This is a genomic window from Pantoea sp. SGAir0180 (assembly GCF_043546245.1).
In genome coordinates, this window is record NZ_CP028071.1 from 4067952 (window position 1) to 4087513 (window position 19562).

The window sequence follows — 19562 nt, forward strand, 5'->3', positions numbered from 1 at the left end:
ATGCGATAGCGCGTGCATCGTGGTCTTTTAGCCTGCCAACTATCACAGGAAGAAAGTCATGTCAGAGCTACCCGATCGCCAGGCGATCAATGCCCTTTTTGCGGGTAACTATTCCGACCCCTTTTCGCTGCTGGGGATGCATAAAACGGAAAACGGTCTTGAAGTGCGGGCGTTGCTCCCCGAGGCCCTTGAAGTCTGGGTTATCGAAACCTCCACAGGACGTAAGCTTGCTCAACTGAAATGCGATGACGCGCGCGGGTTTTTCAGCGGCGTTATTCCTCGTCGTAAGAATCCCTTTCGCTATCAACTGGCTGTGAACTGGCATGGTCAGCAAAACCTCATCGATGATGCTTACCGCTTTGGTCCTCTGTTGCAGGAGATGGATTTGTGGCTGCTGGCGGAAGGGACTCACCTTCGGCCTTATGAAACCCTGGGCGCGCACGGTGATGTGATTGATGGCGTCATCGGCACGCGTTTCTGCGTCTGGGCTCCTAATGCGCGTCGTGTCTCCGTTGTCGGTGATTTCAACTTTTGGGATGGCCGTCGCCATCCGATGCGTTTGCGCCAGGAAATGGGGGTCTGGGAGCTGTTTGTTCCTGGGGCCATTAACGGGCAGCTCTATAAATTTGAAATCATCGATGCGCAGGGTCAGTTGCGAATCAAAGCCGATCCCTATGCCTTTGAGGCGCAAATGCGGCCACAAACGGCCTCGATGATTTGTGGCCTGCCAGAAAAAGTCGAGATGTCAGAGGCCCGTAAAGCGGCCAATGGCTTCGACAAGCCTGTTTCTATTTACGAAGTTCACCTGGGATCGTGGCGCCGCCATACCGACAACAACTTCTGGCTCAGCTACAAAGAGCTGGCTGAGCAGCTGGTGCCTTACGTGAAAGAGATGGGGTTTACCCATATCGAATTGCTGCCCATCAATGAGCATCCTTTTGACGGCAGTTGGGGCTATCAGCCGCTGGGCATGTATGCGCCCACGCGCCGTTTTGGCACCCGGGATGATTTCCGTCACTTTATCGAGACGGCCCATGCAGCGGGACTCAACGTTCTGCTGGACTGGGTGCCAGGCCATTTCCCCAGCGATGACTTTGGCCTGGCGAAATACGATGGCACAGAACTGTACGAACACAGCGATCCGCGTGAAGGCTACCATCAGGACTGGAACACACTGATTTACAACTTTGGTCGCCGCGAAGTCAGTAACTATCTGTCAGGCAACGCGCTTTACTGGCTGGAACGTTTTGGTATTGATGGTCTGCGCGTGGATGCCGTTGCTTCAATGATCTATCGCGATTACAGCCGCGCCGAGGGCGAATGGATCCCCAATCAATATGGCGGTCGGGAAAATCTCGAAGCGATTAACTTCCTGCGCTACACCAACCGCACGCTGGGGCATGTTGCGCCCGGTACGGTGACGATGGCCGAAGAGTCTACCGATTATCCCGGCGTTTCACGTCCTCCTGAAAGCGGCGGCCTGGGATTCTGGTACAAATGGAATCTGGGCTGGATGCATGACACGCTCGACTACATGAAGCTCGATCCCGTTCATCGCCGTTACCATCACAACCTGATGAGCTTCGGCATCATGTACAACTACAGCGAAAACTTTGTCCTGCCGTTGTCCCACGACGAGGTAGTGCACGGTAAACGCTCTATCCTGGATCGCATGCCCGGCGACGCCTGGCAAAAATTTGCCAACCTCCGCGCCTACTACGGCTGGATGTGGGCGTTCCCGGGTAAAAAACTGCTGTTTATGGGCAACGAATTCGCACAGGGCAAAGAGTGGAACCATGATGTCAGCCTGGACTGGCATTTGCTGGAAGGGGAAGACAACTGGCACCACGGTGTGCAGCGTCTGGTGCGCGATTTGAACCATACCTACCAATATTACACCCCGCTTCATCAGCTTGATTTCGATCCGGCCGGATTCGAGTGGCTGGTGGTGGATGACGCCGAACATTCAGTTTTTGCCTTTGTGCGTCGCGATCGTGAAGGCAATGAAATCATTGTCGTCAGCAACTTTACGCCTGTACCGCGGCCGGGCTATCGCTTTGGCGTCAATCAGGCGGGCAGCTGGCGCGAAGTCATCAATACCGATCAGCATGACTATCACGGCAGCGACGTACGTAATCATCGTGTCCATACCGATCAGCAGGAAAGCCACGGTCGTCCCCAGTCACTGAGCCTGAACTTACCGCCGCTGGCGACGGTATGGTTGGTGCGGGAGGGAGAATGATTGTGCGTGCCGGACATCCCCACCCGCTGGGTGCCAGCTATGACGGGAAGGGCGTAAACTTTACGCTGTTTTCCCATCATGCTGAGCGCGTTGAACTCTGCCTGTTCGACGAGAACGGGCTTGAGCAGCGCGTTGAACTCCCTGCGCGTAGCGGCGATATCTGGCACGGTTATCTTCCGGGCGTCCAGCCCGGACAGCGCTATGGTTACCGGGTTTATGGCCCCTGGGCACCGCAGGCGGGGCATGTTTTCAATCCCGCCAGGCTGCTGGTCGATCCCTGTGCCAAAGCAGTGCTGGGCGACATCCCCGACGATCCGCGTTTCCACTGTGGCTACAGGGAGCCCGACACACGCGATAACGCGGCGCTGGCACCCAAATCTGTCGTGGTGATGGAGGATTTCGACTGGCAGGGAGATCAGGCACCGCGCACGCCATGGGGCAGCAGCGTGATTTATGAAGCCCATGTTCGCGGTTTGACCCAGCTGCATCCCGGTATTCCTGAGGCACTGCGTGGCACTTATGCCGCACTGGCGCATCCTGTGATGATCGATTACCTGCTCCAACTGGGCATTACGGCTATCGAGTTACTGCCTGTGGCCCACTTTGCCAGCGAGCCGCGCCTGTTGCGTCTGGGCTTAACCAACTACTGGGGCTATAACCCTTTTGCCCTCTGGGCGGTCGATCCCCGTTATGCTTCCGGCCAGGATGGGCTGTCTCCGCTGCAGGAGTTTCAGCAGACGGTGAAGCGCCTGCATGCTGCGGGCATCGAAGTGATCCTGGACGTGGTGTTTAACCATACGGCAGAACTGGATGAGACCGGGCCGACAATATCCTTTCGCGGCATCGACAATGCCAGCTATTACTGGCTCGACGACCGGGGCGGTTATCACAACTGGACTGGTTGCGGTAACACACTCAAACTGAGCCATCCTCAGGTCATGAACTGGATACTGGAGGCGTTGCGCTACTGGGTGCGCGTCTGCCACGTGGATGGCTTTCGCTTTGATCTGGCACCGGTTCTGGGGCGTGAGCCTGACTACCATCGCGACGCCGCGCTGTTCGAGGCCATACGCGCCTGCCCGATCCTGTCAACGGTCAAACTGATTGCCGAGCCCTGGGATATTGGCCCCAATGGTTATCAGGTAGGGAATTTCCCCGCACAGTTTGCTGAATGGAACGATCAGTTTCGTGATACGGCCCGCCGGACGTGGCTGCATGGGGATGTGACGATGGGGGATTTTGTCCGCCGGTTTGCCGCCTCAAGCGATCTTTTTCAGCACAATGGCCGCAAGCCCCATGCTAGCCTGAATATGATCACCGCGCATGATGGTTTCACGCTGCGCGATCTGGTGAGCTTCAGTCAAAAACATAATGAAGCCAACGGCGAACAAAACCGTGACGGACACGGTAACAATTACAGCCATAACCATGGTACAGAAGGATTGGTGGTTAGTGCGGATGTGGCCCAGCGCCGCAGGCGCAGCACGGAAGCGCTGCTGACGACGTTGTTGCTTGCTCAGGGCACACCGATGCTGCTGGCCGGGGACGAGCGTGGTCAAACCCAGCACGGCAACAATAACGCCTACTGCCAGGACAACCCACTGACCTGGCTCAAGTGGGACGATGAAGAAAAAGGCCTTGTCGACTTTACCGCATCGCTGATTCACCTGCGTAAGCGCATTCGGGCACTCACTGCGGATAGCTGGTGGCAGAACGAGGATGGCAATGTCGAGTGGCTGGATGACCAGGGTAAACCTGTGGATGAAGGCGGCTGGAAGCAGGGCATGCGCAGGTTGCAAATTCTGCTCTCTGGTTGCTGGTTAATAACAATAAATGCGACAGATACGCAATGTGATATCGCCTTACCAGACGGAGAATGGCACGTCCTTCCTCCTTTTACCGGGGAATGTAACCCCATCCGATTAACTGTCTGGCATGGTCCCGCACACGCTGTGTGTGTGTTCCAAAAGCAATGATAAGGAGTCAGACATGGTTAAATTAGAAAGAGCAGAACATCTTATGCTGGCGCGCCAGCTCCCTACACAAACCATCGCCCTTGTACTCGCTGGAGGACGCGGGACGCGCCTGGTGGATCTGACCGCCAAACGCGCCAAGCCCGCCGTTCATTTTGGCGGCAAATTCCGCATTATCGATTTTGCGCTCTCCAACTGTGTTAACTCCGGCATTCGCCGTATCGGCGTCATTACGCAGTATCAATCTCATACGTTAACTCAACATATTCAGCGTGGTTGGTCTATCTTCAACGAAGAGATGAATGAATTTGTTGATCTGCTTCCGGCTCAGCAGCGGTTTTCCACCGAGCACTGGTATCGCGGCACAGCGGATGCGGTGACCCAGAACCTCGACGTTATCCGGCGTTACAACGCGCAGTATGTGGTTATCCTGGCAGGCGATCACATCTACAAAATGGATTACTCCAGAATGCTGCTGGATCACGTGCTGAACGATGCCCGCTGCACGATCGCGTGTCTGCCGGTGCCCGTCGCAGAGGCGACCGCGTTTGGTGTGATGGCGGTTGACGAAAACAATAAAGTAATCGATTTCGTGGAGAAGCCGCCGAAGCCGCCAACCATGCCGGGCGATGACACAAAATCGCTCGCCAGCATGGGGATTTACGTTTTCGACGCCGAGTATCTCTATGGTTTGCTGGAGGACGATCTGCATCAGGCCGGTTCAAGCCACGATTTCGGCAAAGATATTTTGCCGAAGGTCGTAGAAAGTGGTGAGGGCTACGCCCATTCATTTGCGATCTCTTGTGTGCAAAACGATCACGAGGCTCCGCCTTACTGGCGGGATGTCGGTACGCTGGAGGCTTACTGGCGTGCGAACCTCGATTTGGCCTCGGTCACACCGGAACTGGATATGTACGACAGCAGCTGGCCGATTCGTACCCATATGGAACCCTTACCCCCGGCGAAGTTTGTCCAGGACCGTTCCGGTAGCCATGGTATGACAATGAATTCCCTGGTCTCTGGCGGCTGCATTATTTCGGGCTCGGTGGTCGTGAATTCGGTTATGTTTTCCCGCGTGCGGGTGAACTCATTTTGCAACATTGATTCAACGGTACTGCTGCCTGATGTGGTGGTTGGCCGATCCTGTCGTCTGCGCCGCTGCGTCATTGACCGCGCCTGTGTGTTGCCAGAAGGGATGGTGATTGGTGAAAACCCTGATGAAGACAGCCGCCGCTTTTTCCGTTCAGAAGAAGGCATTGTACTGGTGACCCGCGCCATGCTGGCCAAACTCAGTAGTGCGGGACAATAAACGACAAGCGGCACACAACCCATCGGCACGAGGATCGTGCCTGGTAACTTAATGAGGTCGAGGATGCAGGTTTTACATGTCTGTTCAGAACTTTTCCCGCTGTTGAAAACGGGCGGGCTGGCTGATGTAGTCGGGGCATTACCTCAGGCACAAATTGCGGGTGGAACAGATACGCGAGTGTTACTTCCCGCGTTTCCTGCATTACGTAAAGGAATACCGGATACGCAGTTGGTGGCGGAGTTGCAGACGTTTGCCGGGCCCGTTCGCTTACTGTTTGGGCAGTTTGATGGGGTAGGCATTTACCTTATTGATGCCCCTGATCTCTATGATCGTCCGGGTAGTCCTTATCATGATGAATCGCAGTTTGCCTACGTCGACAACTATTTACGCTTTGCTTTACTGGGGTGGATGGGCTGTGAGTTAGGCTGCGGTCTGGACAGCTACTGGCGGCCCGATATCGTTCACGCACACGACTGGCATGCAGGGCTGACCTGTGCCTATCTTGAAGCGCGTGGACGGCCTGCAAAATCCGTTTTCACCGTGCATAACCTGGCCTATCAGGGACTGTTTTCCGCGCATCATCTGGATCAGATTCAACTGCCACAATCCTTTTTTAATATGTACGGCCTGGAGTTTTTTGGACAGATCTCGTATCTAAAAGCGGGCCTGTTTTACGCAGATCATGTGACGGCCGTAAGCCCAACCTATGCGCATGAAATCACCACGCCCGAATACGGTTACGGCATGGAAACCCTGCTGGCCCAACGGATGCGCGAAGGGCGTTTAAGCGGTGTGTTAAATGGTGTCGATCCGGCAATCTGGGATCCCTCCCATGATCTGCTGCTGAGCTCACGCTATAACCGCGATACGCTGGAAGCCAAAGCGGAAAACAAGCGTCAGCTGCAGGTGGCGATGGGACTGAAGGTGGACGACAAAGCCCCCGTCTTTGCCGTGATCAGCCGCCTGACCCGACAGAAAGGGCTGGATCTGGTACTGGAAGCGCTGCCCGGTTTGCTGGCTCAGGGCGGACAACTGGTGCTGTTAGGGCAGGGTGATGCCGAACTGCAACAGGGTTTTCTGGCCGCTGCGGCGGAACATCCCGGCAGTGTTGGCGTACAGATTGGCTACCACGAAGCGTTTTCGCATCGCATTGTTGGCGGCGCGGATGTCATCATGGTGCCAAGCCGCTTCGAGCCTTGTGGTCTGACACAGCTCTACGGACTGAAATATGGCACCCTGCCATTAGTGCGTCGCACGGGCGGCCTGGCCGATACGGTAAACGACAGTTCGCTGGAAAACCTGGCGGATGGTATTGCCAGTGGATTCAGTTTTGAAGACAGTAATGCCTGGTCTTTATTAAGGGCCATTCGTCGCGCGTTTGTGTTGTGGTCTCGCCCTTCACTGTGGCGTTATGTGCAGCGTCAGGCGATGGGGATGGATTTTAGCTGGCAGGTCGCCGCTCAAGCCTACCGCGATCTTTATCAACGTTTGTTGTAACGGATTGGGAAACTGAAAATGAATACACCATTCACTTACGCTTCACCTACGTTGACGGTTGATGCTTTAAAGCACTCAATTGCATACAAACTGATGTTCACCATTGGTAAAGACCCTTCCATTGCGAATAAACACGAATGGCTGAACGCCGCACTGCTGGCCGTGCGCGATCGTATGGTTGAGCGCTGGCTGCGCTCTAACCGCGCGCAACTTTCTCAGGATGTGCGGCAGGTTTATTACCTGTCGATGGAATTTCTTATGGGGCGCACGTTGGGCAATGCTCTGCTGGCGATGGGGATCTATGACGATCTCAATCTGGCGCTCGACGAAATGGGCCTCGATCTGGCCGAGTTGATGGAAGAAGAGAACGATCCCGGTCTGGGTAACGGTGGCCTGGGTCGCCTCGCGGCCTGCTTCCTGGACTCGCTGGCAACGCTCGGTATGCCGGGCCGCGGCTACGGCATTCGCTACGATTACGGCATGTTCAAACAGAATATTGTGGATGGCGAGCAGAAAGAGTCACCGGATTACTGGCTTGAATACGGCAACCCGTGGGAGTTCCAGCGTTTCAACACCCGTTATAAAGTTCGCTTCGGTGGCCGTGTTCAGCACGAAGGGGCCAAGGTTCGCTGGCTGGAAACCGAAGAGATTCTGGCTATGGCCTACGATCAAATCATCCCCGGCTACGATACGGATTCTACTAACACGTTACGTTTGTGGGGCGCGCAGGCCAGTAACGAAATCAACTTGGGTAAATTCAATCAGGGTGACTATTTTGCGGCTGTGGAAGACAAGAACCACTCAGAAAACGTGTCCCGCGTGCTTTACCCCGACGACTCAACCTATTCCGGTCGGGAACTGCGTTTGCGCCAGGAATATTTCCTCGTGTCGGCTACCGTGCAGGACATTCTGAATCGTCACTGGACGATGCACCGGACCTGGGGCAACCTGGCGGACAAAATTGCCATTCACCTCAATGACACCCATCCGGTGCTGGCGATTCCCGAGCTGATGCGGTTGTTGATTGATGAGCATAAATTTACCTGGGATGATGCGTTCGATGTGTGCTGCCAGGTGTTTTCGTATACCAACCACACCTTGATGAGCGAAGCGCTGGAAACCTGGCCGGTAGATATGATTGGCAAGATCCTGCCGCGCCACCTCAGCATCATTTTTGAAATCAACGACTTTTTCCTTAAAACGATTCAGGAATATTATCCTGACGACTGGGATCTGCTGTCGCGCATTTCTATCATTGATGAGAACGACGGGCGCCGGGTGCGCATGGCCTGGCTGGCCGTGGTCGTCAGTCACAAGGTCAATGGCGTTTCAGAGCTGCACTCGAACCTGATGGTTCAGTCCCTGTTTGCCGATTTCTCCCGCCTGTTCCCCGGCCGTTTCTGCAACAAAACCAATGGCGTTACGCCGCGCCGCTGGCTGGCGCTGGCAAACCCACCTCTGTCTGAATTACTGGATGAGCAGATTGGTCGTAACTGGCGGACAGATTTAAGCCAGCTCAGCGAGCTGAAAGCCTGTATCGATTACCCGGCCTTTATTGAGAAAGTGGCGGATGCCAAGCTGGAAAACAAAAAACGGCTCGCCGTCTGGGTAGCGAAAAACCTCGATGTGGTGATCGATCCTAACGCGTTGTTCGACGTTCAGATCAAGCGTATTCATGAGTATAAGCGCCAGTTACTTAACGTCCTGCACGTGATTACCCGTTACAACCGCATCAAGGCCGATCCCGATGCCGAGTGGGTGCCGCGCGTGAATATTTTTGCGGGTAAAGCGGCTTCGGCGTACTACGTTGCCAAGCACATTATCCATTTGATTAACGATGTGGCGAAGGTGATTAACAATGATCCTCAGGTTAAAAATAAGCTGAAGGTCGTCTTTATCCCTAACTACAGCGTGAGTCTGGCGCAGATTATTATTCCGGCGGCCGATCTCTCTGAGCAAATCTCGACGGCAGGTACCGAAGCCTCGGGCACCAGTAACATGAAATTTGCCCTCAACGGTGCGCTGACCATTGGCACGCTGGACGGTGCCAACGTCGAAATGCTTGAGCATGTGGGCAAAGAAAACTTCTTTATTTTTGGTAACACCACTCCGCAGGTTGAAGCCTTGCGTCAGGCAGGCTACAACCCGCGTAAGTACTATGAAGAAGATGCCGAACTGCACCAGGTGCTCACCCAGCTCGCCTCGGGCGTCTTTAGCCCGCAGGATCCGGGCCGCTACCGTAACCTGTTCGATTTGCTGGTGAACTTTGGCGATCACTATCAGTTGCTGGCGGATTACCGCAGTTATGTGGATACGCAGGATAAGGTCGATGAACTGTATCGTCAGCCAGACGAATGGCAGCGCCGCGCCGCCATGAATATCGCCGGCATGGGCTATTTCTCGTCTGACCGCACGATTCAGGAGTATGCGGATGAGATCTGGAATATTTCGCCGGTGAGGCTGTAGTCTGGCGGTAAAGTTGATATTGAGGGGGCTGGTGACAGCCCCTTTTTTATTGGGGGCGTTGTTCGTGGGGTGAGGGTTTACGGTTGTGCGCCGGGAATATTTTGCCCGCGGGGCGGGGGAGATTACGGTTGTGTGTCGGGAATATTTTGCCCGTGGGGCGGGGGAGATTACGGTCGTGCGCCGGGAATATTTTGCCCGCCGGGCGGGGGGAGATTACAGTCGTACGCCGGGAATATTTTGCGCGCCGGGCGGGGGAGATTACGGTCCTGCACCGGGAATTTTCCGCCCGCCAGGCGACAGGGAGTTTCAGCCTGTCCGTGCAGGCGGCCGGGTTAAGGGGCTCGCGCCAGCCCCCTTAACAATCCCGGCGGCCGGCAGCCGTCGCTGTTCCTTCGTCTCTCACTCCGGCCTGACGGACCGTCCGGATGCGCCGTCCCTGGCGCAGCCGTCCTCTGCGCGGCATCCTGCCGCTCCGTCCTGGCCTCCGTTCCCTCCTCAGCGCGCCGGATGCCGGCAGAAAAATCCCCGCCTGTCAGTCCTGGTTTCTTTTAAAAGCGGGTGTTGTCTGTAGTGAATGTGTGCAGTGGGATTCAAAAAAGTTTTTATAAACAGGTATTGATTCAAAACCAGCAGACTGTAGGACTTTCCGGTCACCTACAGCGACACCGGAAGTGGCTTTAACACAGAGATAGTGAAGCGGGGGTTTGGGGCGGCCTTCCCACCCGCTGAGCGGATGAGGGATTTCCGGATGAGCCGACAGGACGTCGGCGAGAGCCGGGCCGCGCCACGGATGGCGCGTCCTGGCGGTCCGCAGAAATCCTGAAGGAGCGAAGGCACCGCGAAGCGGCGGGTGGGCAGGACGGGAGCCCGGGGTCAAGGGGCCGCGGCGGCTGGCGGCCCCTTGTCGGTCGCCCGCACCGGGCAAGCTGAAACTCCCGGCCGTCTGGCGAGCGAAACCCTCTCAGCGCTTCATGAGCAGTCAGCGACTCAAACCCTCTCAGCATTTTATCAGCCGCTTTCCCACCACCGCGCAGCCGCGCCGGCAAAAAAAACGGCACAACAGGCCGTAACCTGTTGTACCGCGTGCTCAGCGCTGACGCGCTGTTACGAGGCCAGCGACAGCGTCGGCTTGGCCTTTGCCGCCAGCCACTCAGCGATACGGGCCTGCTGGGCTTCGTTGAGCCACATACCTTGCTTGGTGCGGCGCCAGATAGCGTCGTCGACTTCACGCACCCATTCATGCTGAACAAGGTAACGCAGTTCGGCCTCATAAAACTCGTGGCCAAAGTTCTCACCCAGATCTTCCAGCGACGTTGCATCGTTGAGCAGCAGTTCCGTGTTGCTGCCGTAAGTGCGGGAATAGTGGCGCGCCATGTTTTCAGTAATAAACGGATAACGGCGGCGCAGGCTGGCAGCGTAGTCATCACTGGTGCCAGAGATATTACCGCCGGGCAATACGCAGTTCTTCGTCCAGGCCGGGCCAGCCTTAGGATAATACTTCGCCAGTTTCTCCATCGCATGCTCAGCCAGCTTGCGATAGGTCGTTAATTTACCGCCAAAGACCGACAGTAATGGCGTTTTACCGTTTTCATCATGAACGTCCAGCGTGTAGTCACGGGTGATGGCCTGCGGCGAATCCGATTCATCATCACAAAGCGGGCGCACGCCGGAATAGGTCCAGACGATATCGTCAGGCGTTAACTGCTTTTTAAAGTGGCCGTTGTACACTTTCAGGATGTAGTCGATTTCGTTATCGTCGATAGCGACATTTTTCGGATCGCCTTTGTATTCCACGTCGGTTGTGCCGATGATGGAAAACTCGTCCATCCACGGAATGACAAACACAATGCGGTTATCTTCGTTTTGCAGGATATAAGCCTGCTTTTCGTTGTGAACGCGTGGCACCACGATATGGCTGCCTTTGATCAGGCGGATACCGTAAGGCGACTTCAGCGCCAGTCCGTCGTCAAAGAACTGCTTGACCCAGGGGCCGGCTGCGTTGACCAGACCTTTGGCCTGCCAGGTCAAGGTTTTGCCGCTGTCAATGTCTTCTGCTTCGACCATCCACAGGCCATTTTCACGCCACGCGCGGGTAACGCGGGTACGGGTGCGCACTTCACCGCCATGCTTAACCACTTCCTGCGCATTGAGGACGACCATACGGGCATCATCGACCCAGCAGTCGGAATACTCGAAACCACGTTTAATTTCAGGCTTCAGCGCCGAATCCGGCCCAAAGGTCAGGCTTTTACTGCCCGGCAGGCTGGTGCGTTTGCCCAGGTGGTCATACATGAACAGACCGGTGCGAATCATCCAGGCCGGGCGCAGATGCGGACGGTGCGGCAGGCGGAAACGCATCGGGAACGCGATATGCGGTGCCATTTTTAGCAGCACTTCGCGCTCAGCCAGCGCTTCACTTACCAGACGAAACTCATAATGTTCAAGGTAGCGCAGGCCACCATGAATCAGTTTTGAACTGGCGGAAGAGGTCGCGCAAGCCAGGTCCCGCGCCTCTAGCATTAACACCGACAGTCCGCGTCCTGCAGCGTCTGCTGCGATGCCAGCACCGTTGATGCCGCCGCCGATAACGATCAGGTCTTTGGTTTCCACGTTGTCTCCTCCGATGTTCGGAATAGTTCACTTATGTTCGTTTTCGAGCATAATCATAATCGCAAACCAACATTGATGCCAGTATTTAACCGCTTAAAAACAATTTTGCGTGATATGGATAACATTATGTGTGCGGAAAGGTGAGTAGCCACAATTATTGTCAGGTTATTGCCGAGGATTATCGGGTTACACTAGCTGTCATTTTGATGATGAAACATGATGAGAGACACCATGGAAACCTACCAATGTATCGATGTTCACCAGGCGCAGGCGCATCTTGAGCAGGGCGCAGTGCTGGTGGATATTCGCGATGCGCAAAGTTTTGCACTCGGCCATGCCCGCGGCGCCTTGCATTTGTCGAACAGCAACCTCAATGATTTCATCAGCACCACTGACATGAGCCTGCCTGTACTGGTGATGTGCTATCACGGCAACAGCAGTAAGGGCGCGGCGGACTATCTGCATGGTCAGGGATTTGCCACGGCTTACAGTATAGATGGCGGATTTGACGCCTGGCGCGCCGCCTTTCCTCAACAGGTTGCCAGCGGCGCTGAATAAATAAGCGGGCGTAACACGGAGAGTGAGTAATGCGCATTACCCAATTTAATCAGCCGCGCATGGCGCAGGCTTTTGTTGACTACATGGCGACGCGTGGCGTGAAATTGCGTATTGAGCATGAAAGTCACTATGTCATTGTGCTGGATGATGAAAGTCAGCTTTCAATGGTCGAAAACGAACTTCAGGCGTTCGTGCGCGATCCCAATCATCCGCGCTACCAGGCAGCGAGCTGGCAAAGTGGTAAAACCGACAGCGGCCTGCGCTATGAGCGCAGCAACATCTGGGCAAACATACGTGAGCGGGCCGGACCATTGACGACCGTCGTGATGCTGGCCTGTATCGCCGTCTTTATTCTGATGCAGGTGCTGGGCGATCGCACCGTAATGTACTGGTTAGCCTGGCCCGATGCCGATCAGCACTTTGAGGTCTGGCGCTGGTTTAGTCATGCGTTGCTGCATTTTTCGCTGCTGCATATCCTGTTTAACCTGATGTGGTGGTGGTATCTCGGTGGAGCGGTTGAAAAACGGTTAGGCAGCGGCAAACTTTTTGTCATTTTACTGATCTCCGCCCTGCTCAGTGGCTGGCTGCAGGCAAAGTTCAGCGGCATCTGGTTTGGTGGTCTGTCCGGCGTGGTCTATGCATTAATGGGATATTGCTGGCTGCGTGGCGAACGCGATCCTGACAGTGGTATCTGTCTGGAGCGCGGGTTAATCGGATTTGCCCTCGTCTGGCTGGTGGTCGGCTGGTTTGGGGCCTTTGGTCTGGCCATCGCCAATGCCGCGCACGTGGGTGGGCTACTGGTTGGCCTGGCGATGGCATTTGTTGATACGCGCAAGAAAAAACGCTAGTCACAACGAAGAAGAATAAGCCCGAAACAGGAGAGGAATGTGAAGCAGACGCAACGTCATGACGCCATTATTGATCTGGTTCGGCGTCAGGGATATGTCAGTACTGAGGAGCTGGTCGACCATTTTGAAGTCAGCCCACAAACGATTCGTCGTGATTTAAACGACCTTGCCGATCAAAATAAAATTCAACGGCACCACGGTGGGGCGGCTTTGCCCTCCAGCTCGGAGAACACCGCCTGGCAGGACCGTAAAATGATGTGGTCGGCCGAAAAAGCGCGCATTGCCCAGCGCGTTGCCAGCCAGATTCCCGACGGCGCAACGCTGTTTATTGATATCGGCACCACGCCGGAAGCGGTGGCGCATGCGCTGCTGGGCCACAGCGATCTGCGCGTGGTGACGAACAACCTGAACGTAGCCATGTTGTTGATGGGCAAGCCGGACTTCAGAGTCATTATTGCGGGTGGCGAAGTACGTACCCGTGATGGCGCGGTCATGGGCGAAGCGACGCTGGACTTTATTTCACAGTTTCGCCTTGATTACGGCATCCTCGGGATTAGCGGCATTGATATGGACGGATCACTGCTGGAGTTCGACTACCACGAGGTGCGCACCAAGCGCGCCATCATCGAGAACTCACGCTGTGTCATGCTGGTTGTGGATCACTCGAAATTTGGACGTAATGCCATGGTCAACCTGGGCAATATGAGCCAGCTTGATTATCTTTATACCGATAAAATGCCGCCCGCCAGCGTCATGAAGGTGATTGAACAGCACGACGTTCACCTCGAACTTTGCTAATTCCTGCCCGCCAGTGAGTAAACTGGCGTTTTTTACCTCAGTCTGTCGCTTTTTCCCGCACTCACGTATTTAATTAAAACGGTCGCTGGCCATGTTGCCGGCCCATGCGCATGCCATGTTTACCTTACCCATATGGATACAAAGGGAGTGATATGCCACAGCAGAAATTCAATAAATCCCGCTTTCAGGCTGCATTAACCCGCCAATGGCAACATCTTGGCTACACCTCCGCCAGGCAAATGACGCCGCATCAGTGGTGGCAGGCACTCAGTGCCGCAGTGAATGATGTGATCAGTGTGCAGCCCACCGCCCGATCCCTCTCGCCACAACGTCATGTGAACTATCTGTCGATGGAATTTCTGCTGGGACGTCTTACGGGCAATAACCTGCTTAATCTGGGCTGGTTTGATGAGGTAAAAGCCCTGCTGGCTGAACATCAGGTTGAGCTGAGCGAACTGCTGGAAGAAGAAGTCGATCCAGCCTTAGGTAACGGCGGCCTGGGAAGGCTGGCGGCCTGTTACATGGACGCCATGGCGACGGCAGGCCAGCCTGCAACCGGACATGGGCTTAATTATCAATATGGTCTGTTCCGCCAGCGCTTCGCAGAGGGCAAACAGGTTGAAGAACCGGATGACTGGGAGCGCGACACCTATCCCTGGTTTCGCCATAACGCAGCGCTGGATGTGCGTGTCGGGCTGGGTGGAAAAGTGATCAAGCGCGATGAAGGTCGCCTGGAATGGGTACCTGCCCTTTATCTTCGCGGGGAAGCCTGGGATCTGCCGATTACGGGATACCGTAACGGGGTGACGCTGCCGTTACGGCTGTGGAAAGCCACCAGCGAACATCCTTTTGACCTGACGCTGTTTAACGATGGTAAGTTTTTACAGGCTGAACAGCAGGGGATTGATGCCGCCAGCCTGACCAAAGTGCTTTATCCCAACGATAATCACCCACAGGGAAAACGCCTGCGCCTGATGCAGCAATATTTTCAGTGTGCCTGCGCAGTGGCGGATATTTTGCGACGTCATCATCAGGCAGGGCGCAGTATCCATGCCCTGCCAGACCATGAAGTGATCCAGCTAAACGATACGCATCCCACCATCGCTATACCGGAAATGCTGCGTGTATTACTGGATGCGCATCAGCTGAGTTGGGATGAGGCCTGGCATATCACCAGCCGCGTGTTTGCCTATACCAATCACACCTTAATGCCTGAAGCGCTGGAACGCTGGGATGAAAAGCTGATGCGCAGTGTGCTGCCGCGTCATATGGTCATTATCAAAGAGATCAATCGCCGCCTGAAACAGCAGGTTAAACAGCGCTGGCCAGGTGATAAATCGATATGGAAGAAGCTGGCAGTGGTGGCCGATGGTCAGGTGCGCATGGCAAACCTGTGCGTGGTGAGCGGTTTTGCAGTGAATGGCGTGGCGGCCCTGCATTCCGGCCTGGTCGTGACCGATCTTTTCCCCGAGTACCATCAGCTTTGGCCGCAAAAATTCCACAATGTCACGAACGGCATCACGCCGCGCCGCTGGATTAAGCAGTGTAATCCCGCCCTGTCGAGCCTGATTGACGACACGCTTCAATGCGAATGGGTCAATAATCTGACGGCCTTACAGGGGCTGGAGCCCTGTGCGGATGATCCTGCCTTCCGTGAGCGCTTCCGTGCGGTTAAGCGCCATAACAAAGCGCGTCTGGCTACCTACATTGCGCAGCGCACCGGCATCCTTGTTAATCCAGAAGCGATCTTTGATGTGCAGATCAAGCGGCTGCATGAGTATAAGCGTCAGCATTTAGGCCTGTTGCATATTCTGCACTGCTATAAACGCGTTCGCGATAATCCCGATGATGCCAGCATGATTCCCCGCGTGTTTCTCTTTGGTGCCAAAGCCGCACCGGGTTATTACCTGGCAAAAAACATTATCTATGCCATCAACAAGGTGGCAGACGTGGTGAATAACGACCCGCTTGTTGGCGACAAACTCAAAGTCGTCTTTATGCCGGATTACCGCATTACGGCAGCCGAATACCTGATCCCTGCTGCCGATCTGTCGGAGCAGATCTCCACAGCGGGCTACGAAGCCTCAGGCACAGGCAACATGAAGCTGGCATTAAATGGCGCACTCACTATTGGCACGCTGGATGGGGCGAATGTAGAAATCGCCGAACAGGTCGGCGAAGAAAACATCTTTATTTTCGGCCATACCGTGGATGAGGTTAAGGCGCTTAAAGCGGCAGGTTACAAGCCGCAAAAGATCCGCAAGCATAACAAAGAGCTGGATGAATTACTGACGTCTCTGAAAAAAGGGAAGTTCAGTAATGGCGATAAGCATGCATTCGACCTAATGTTGGAGAGTCTGACAAAAAATGGCGATCCCTGGCTGGTGCTGGCGGATTATCAGGCTTACGTCGATGCGCAAAAACGCGTTGAGGCGTTATGGCGCGATCAGGAAGCCTGGACGCGCGCCGCCATTCTCAATACGGCACGAGCCGGGTTTTTTAGTTCGGATCGTTCGATTCGGGACTACCAACAGCGCATCTGGCAGGCGCAACGCTAAGGAATTGCGATGACATCCTCTTCACTTGATAAAGCCGCACTGGCGGCAGGAATAGCGCTGACGTACTTCAATGCGAACGGTGAACCGGAAGCGATCAGCGATGAGACAAAGCGTGCCTTGCTCGCCGTGATGGAAAACCCGCAGAAAGCCAGCAAATCACCGCTGCCGCCTGTTGTGGTCTTCAGCGGTAATCGCCAACGCGTGCTGGCGCCACAGATTGACGGTCGCATAAGCTGGCAGTTGCAGACAGAGAAAGGCAAAACTTTTAGCGGAACACTCGAAGGTGGTGCGCCCTTTACGCTGCCTTCTCCTCTGGGGCAGGGTTATCACCAGCTTACCTTGAGCAAGGGTAAACGTACGTGGCAGACGAGAGTGATCGTCGCGCCGCGCCGCTGTTATCTGCCACCGGCCTTGCGTGCCGGAGAGAAACGTTGGGGCGCGCTGGTTCAGCTTTATACCGTGCGTTCAGCGAAAAACTGGGGCATTGGTGATTTTGGCGATCTGGAATATTTGCTGGAGCAGCTTGCCGCGCGCGGTGGTGATTTTGTCGGCCTGAATCCCCTGCACGCGCTCTATCCGGCCAGCCCCGCTTTTGCCAGCCCTTACAGTCCGTCGTCCCGTCGCTGGTTAAACATTATCTATATCGATGTGGCACAGGTAGAGGATTTCCAGCAGAGCCGCGCGGCGCAAAAGTGGTGGAAAAGCGCGAAAACCCAAAAAGCACTCAGCAAGGCCCGGGAAAGTGAGTGGGTGGATTACGATGCAGTGATGGCGCTGAAGCTGACGGCGTTGCGCCATAGCTGGACTCAGTTCCAGGCTCGGGGTGCGGAAGATGAGCAGAAACAACGCTTTGCCGAATTTATCCAGCAAGGGGGCAACAGTTTGCGCTATCAGGCCGTTTATGACGGTCTGCAGGCAGACATGCAGCGTGAAGGCTCCGCGCTGACAGGCTGGCCTGCCTGGTCCGAAAGCTGGCGTGACTGCCGCTCCGCGGAGGTGCAGAACTGGTGCGAACAGCACGGCGAGGAGATTGCTTTCTGGCAGTGGTTGCAGTGGCTGGCGCAGCAGCAGTTTTCGCAGTGCTGGGCGCGCAGTCAGGCGCTGGGTATGAGTGTCGGCCTTTACCGCGATCTGGCCGTCGGCGTAGCAGAAGGCAGCGCTGAAACCTGGCACGATCCAGAGCTCTACCGGCTGAAAGCGTCCATCGGCGCGCCGCCCGATCGGCTTGGTCCGCTGGGCCAAAACTGGGGGCTGCCGCCGATGGATCCCCATGTTCTGCAGGCCAGAGGTTATCAACCCTTTATCGACATCCTGCGTGCGAATATGCGTGACTGCGGCGCGCTACGTATCGACCACGTAATGGCGCTTCTGCGCCTCTGGTGGGTACCGGCGGGTGAAACGGCGGATAAAGGGGCATATGTGGCTTATCCGGTTCACGATCTGTTAGGTATTCTGGCGCTGGAAAGCCACCGACAGGGCTGTATGGTGATCGGTGAGGATTTAGGTACCGTGCCTGAAGAGATTGTCAGTCTGCTGCGCGACAGTGGCGTCTTTTCGTGGAAAGTGTTGTGGTTTGAACAGGGCAGGCAGGGCCAGTATCGCGCGCCCCGGGCCTATCCACGGCAGTCAATCGCCAGCGCCAGCACGCACGATCTGCCCACATTGACAGGGTTCTGGAGTGGCGGCGATTTGCAGCTTGGCGAGGAGCTTGGGCTTTATCCCGATAAAAAAACTGTCCTCAACCTGCAGCAGCAGCGACTGAAGCAAAAGCAGGCACTGCTCGATGCACTACATAAAGCGGGCGCGGTGCCGGCACGGAGCGCAAAACAGGCGGCGTCGCTGGCGATGACGCCCGGTCTGAATCAGTCTGTGCACCGTTTTCTGGCGGATACCAACAGTGCACTGCTTGGGTTGCAGCCTGAGGACTGGCTGGGCATGACCACGCCGGTTAACGTGCCGGGCACCGTCGATCAATATCCCAACTGGCGCCGCAAGCTGGTGCAGCCACTGGAAAGCATCTTTGCCGATGATGACGTCAATAAGCTGCTGAAAACCGTGACTAAACGGCGAAAGGCGGGATAACGGGAACGCGCGACAGCGGTGCTGTCGCGCGTGAACATCAGTAGAACGAGTGCTCGCCACGCTGGTGCTCAGTAATATCGCGCACGCCTTTCAACTGCGGGAAGGCTGCCAGCAACTCTTTCTCAATGCCATCCTTCAGGGTAACGTCGATCATCGAACAGCCGTTACAGCCGCCACCAAACTGCAGGATAGCAAAACCGTCGTCGGTGATTTCCATCAGCGAAACGCGTCCGCCATGTCCGGCCAGCTGTGGGTTAATCTGCGCCTGTAACAGGTACTCCACGCGCTCAACCAGTGGCGCATCGTCTGAGACTTTACGCATCTTAGCGTTAGGCGCCTTCAGCGTCAGCTGTGAGCCCAGGTTATCGGTGACGAAGTCAATTTCAGCGTCTTCCAGATAGGGCGCGCTCAGTTCATCAACATACGCGGACAGTTTTTCAAACTTAAGTTCAGTATCCGTGGCTTCAACCGCATCGGGTGGGCAGTATGACACGCCGCATTCGGCCGTTGGCGTACCCGGGTTAATCACGAATACGCGAATCTGGGTGCCATCTTCTTGTTTAGACAGCAGTTTTGAAAAATGCTCTTGGGCAGAATCAGTAATTCGGATCATGTCAGTTG

At 55.4% G+C, this 19562-nt stretch carries 12 protein-coding genes; 10 read left to right on the forward strand and 2 right to left on the reverse strand.

The window, feature by feature from the left end; all coding sequences use genetic code 11:
- The first annotated feature begins 58 nt into the window (after positions 1-58).
- The 5 genes from glgB to glgP all read left to right on the forward strand — a co-directional run bounded on the left by glgB (position 59) and on the right by glgP (position 9487).
- On the forward strand, positions 59-2242 hold the full coding sequence (glgB, locus tag C1N58_RS19035) for a 1,4-alpha-glucan branching enzyme (RefSeq protein WP_033738170.1): 2184 nt from the start codon (positions 59-61) through the stop codon (positions 2240-2242).
- Positions 2239-4218, forward strand: coding sequence for a glycogen debranching protein GlgX (glgX, locus tag C1N58_RS19040; RefSeq protein WP_394564414.1), 1980 nt, complete (start codon positions 2239-2241; stop codon positions 4216-4218). The genes glgB and glgX overlap by 4 nt, the downstream gene beginning before the upstream one ends.
- 13 nt (positions 4219-4231) lie before the next feature.
- Positions 4232-5524 (forward strand): glucose-1-phosphate adenylyltransferase, encoded by a 1293-nt coding sequence (gene glgC, locus C1N58_RS19045; RefSeq protein ID WP_033738167.1) that lies wholly within the window; start codon positions 4232-4234, stop codon positions 5522-5524.
- 63 nt (positions 5525-5587) lie between these two features.
- Positions 5588-7021 carry a glycogen synthase GlgA gene (glgA, locus tag C1N58_RS19050; protein ID WP_033738165.1) on the forward strand — a complete coding sequence of 478 codons (1434 nt, stop codon included), beginning with the start codon at positions 5588-5590 and terminating at the stop codon, positions 7019-7021.
- A gap of 18 nt (positions 7022-7039) precedes the next feature.
- The gene (gene glgP, locus C1N58_RS19055; protein WP_033738164.1) at positions 7040-9487 is read left to right on the forward strand and encodes a glycogen phosphorylase; all 2448 of its coding nucleotides are present in this window, start codon (positions 7040-7042) and stop codon (positions 9485-9487) included.
- A gap of 1104 nt (positions 9488-10591) precedes the next feature.
- Here glgP and glpD read toward each other — a convergent pair.
- A complete protein-coding gene (glpD, locus tag C1N58_RS19060) occupies positions 10592-12097 on the reverse strand; it encodes a glycerol-3-phosphate dehydrogenase (RefSeq protein WP_394564415.1) in 1506 nt (501 codons plus the stop codon).
- Between the two features lie 231 nt (positions 12098-12328).
- Here glpD and glpE point away from each other — a divergent pair, with 231 nt between their 5' ends.
- The 5 genes from glpE (at position 12329) to malQ (ending at position 18941) form a co-directional block, all read left to right on the forward strand.
- Positions 12329-12655 (forward strand): thiosulfate sulfurtransferase GlpE, encoded by a 327-nt coding sequence (gene glpE, locus C1N58_RS19065; protein WP_006121025.1) that lies wholly within the window; start codon positions 12329-12331, stop codon positions 12653-12655.
- Positions 12656-12684: 29 nt separating this feature from the next.
- On the forward strand, positions 12685-13503 hold the full coding sequence (gene glpG, locus C1N58_RS19070; RefSeq protein WP_394550221.1) for a rhomboid family intramembrane serine protease GlpG: 819 nt from the start codon (positions 12685-12687) through the stop codon (positions 13501-13503).
- A 39-nt stretch (positions 13504-13542) separates the two neighbouring features.
- A complete protein-coding gene (locus C1N58_RS19075) occupies positions 13543-14301 on the forward strand; it encodes a DeoR/GlpR family transcriptional regulator (protein ID WP_006121023.1) in 759 nt (252 codons plus the stop codon).
- A gap of 152 nt (positions 14302-14453) precedes the next feature.
- On the forward strand, positions 14454-16859 hold the full coding sequence (malP, locus tag C1N58_RS19080) for a maltodextrin phosphorylase (RefSeq protein WP_394564416.1): 2406 nt from the start codon (positions 14454-14456) through the stop codon (positions 16857-16859).
- Between the two features lie 9 nt (positions 16860-16868).
- Positions 16869-18941 (forward strand): 4-alpha-glucanotransferase, encoded by a 2073-nt coding sequence (gene malQ, locus C1N58_RS19085; protein ID WP_277283404.1) that lies wholly within the window; start codon positions 16869-16871, stop codon positions 18939-18941.
- A gap of 37 nt (positions 18942-18978) precedes the next feature.
- Here the strand turns inward: malQ and nfuA are convergent, their stop codons facing one another.
- Positions 18979-19554: a Fe-S biogenesis protein NfuA gene (nfuA, locus tag C1N58_RS19090; RefSeq protein ID WP_033741605.1), complete on the reverse strand. Its 576-nt coding sequence runs from the start codon at positions 19552-19554 to the stop codon at positions 18979-18981.
- Positions 19555-19562: the final 8 nt, after the last annotated feature.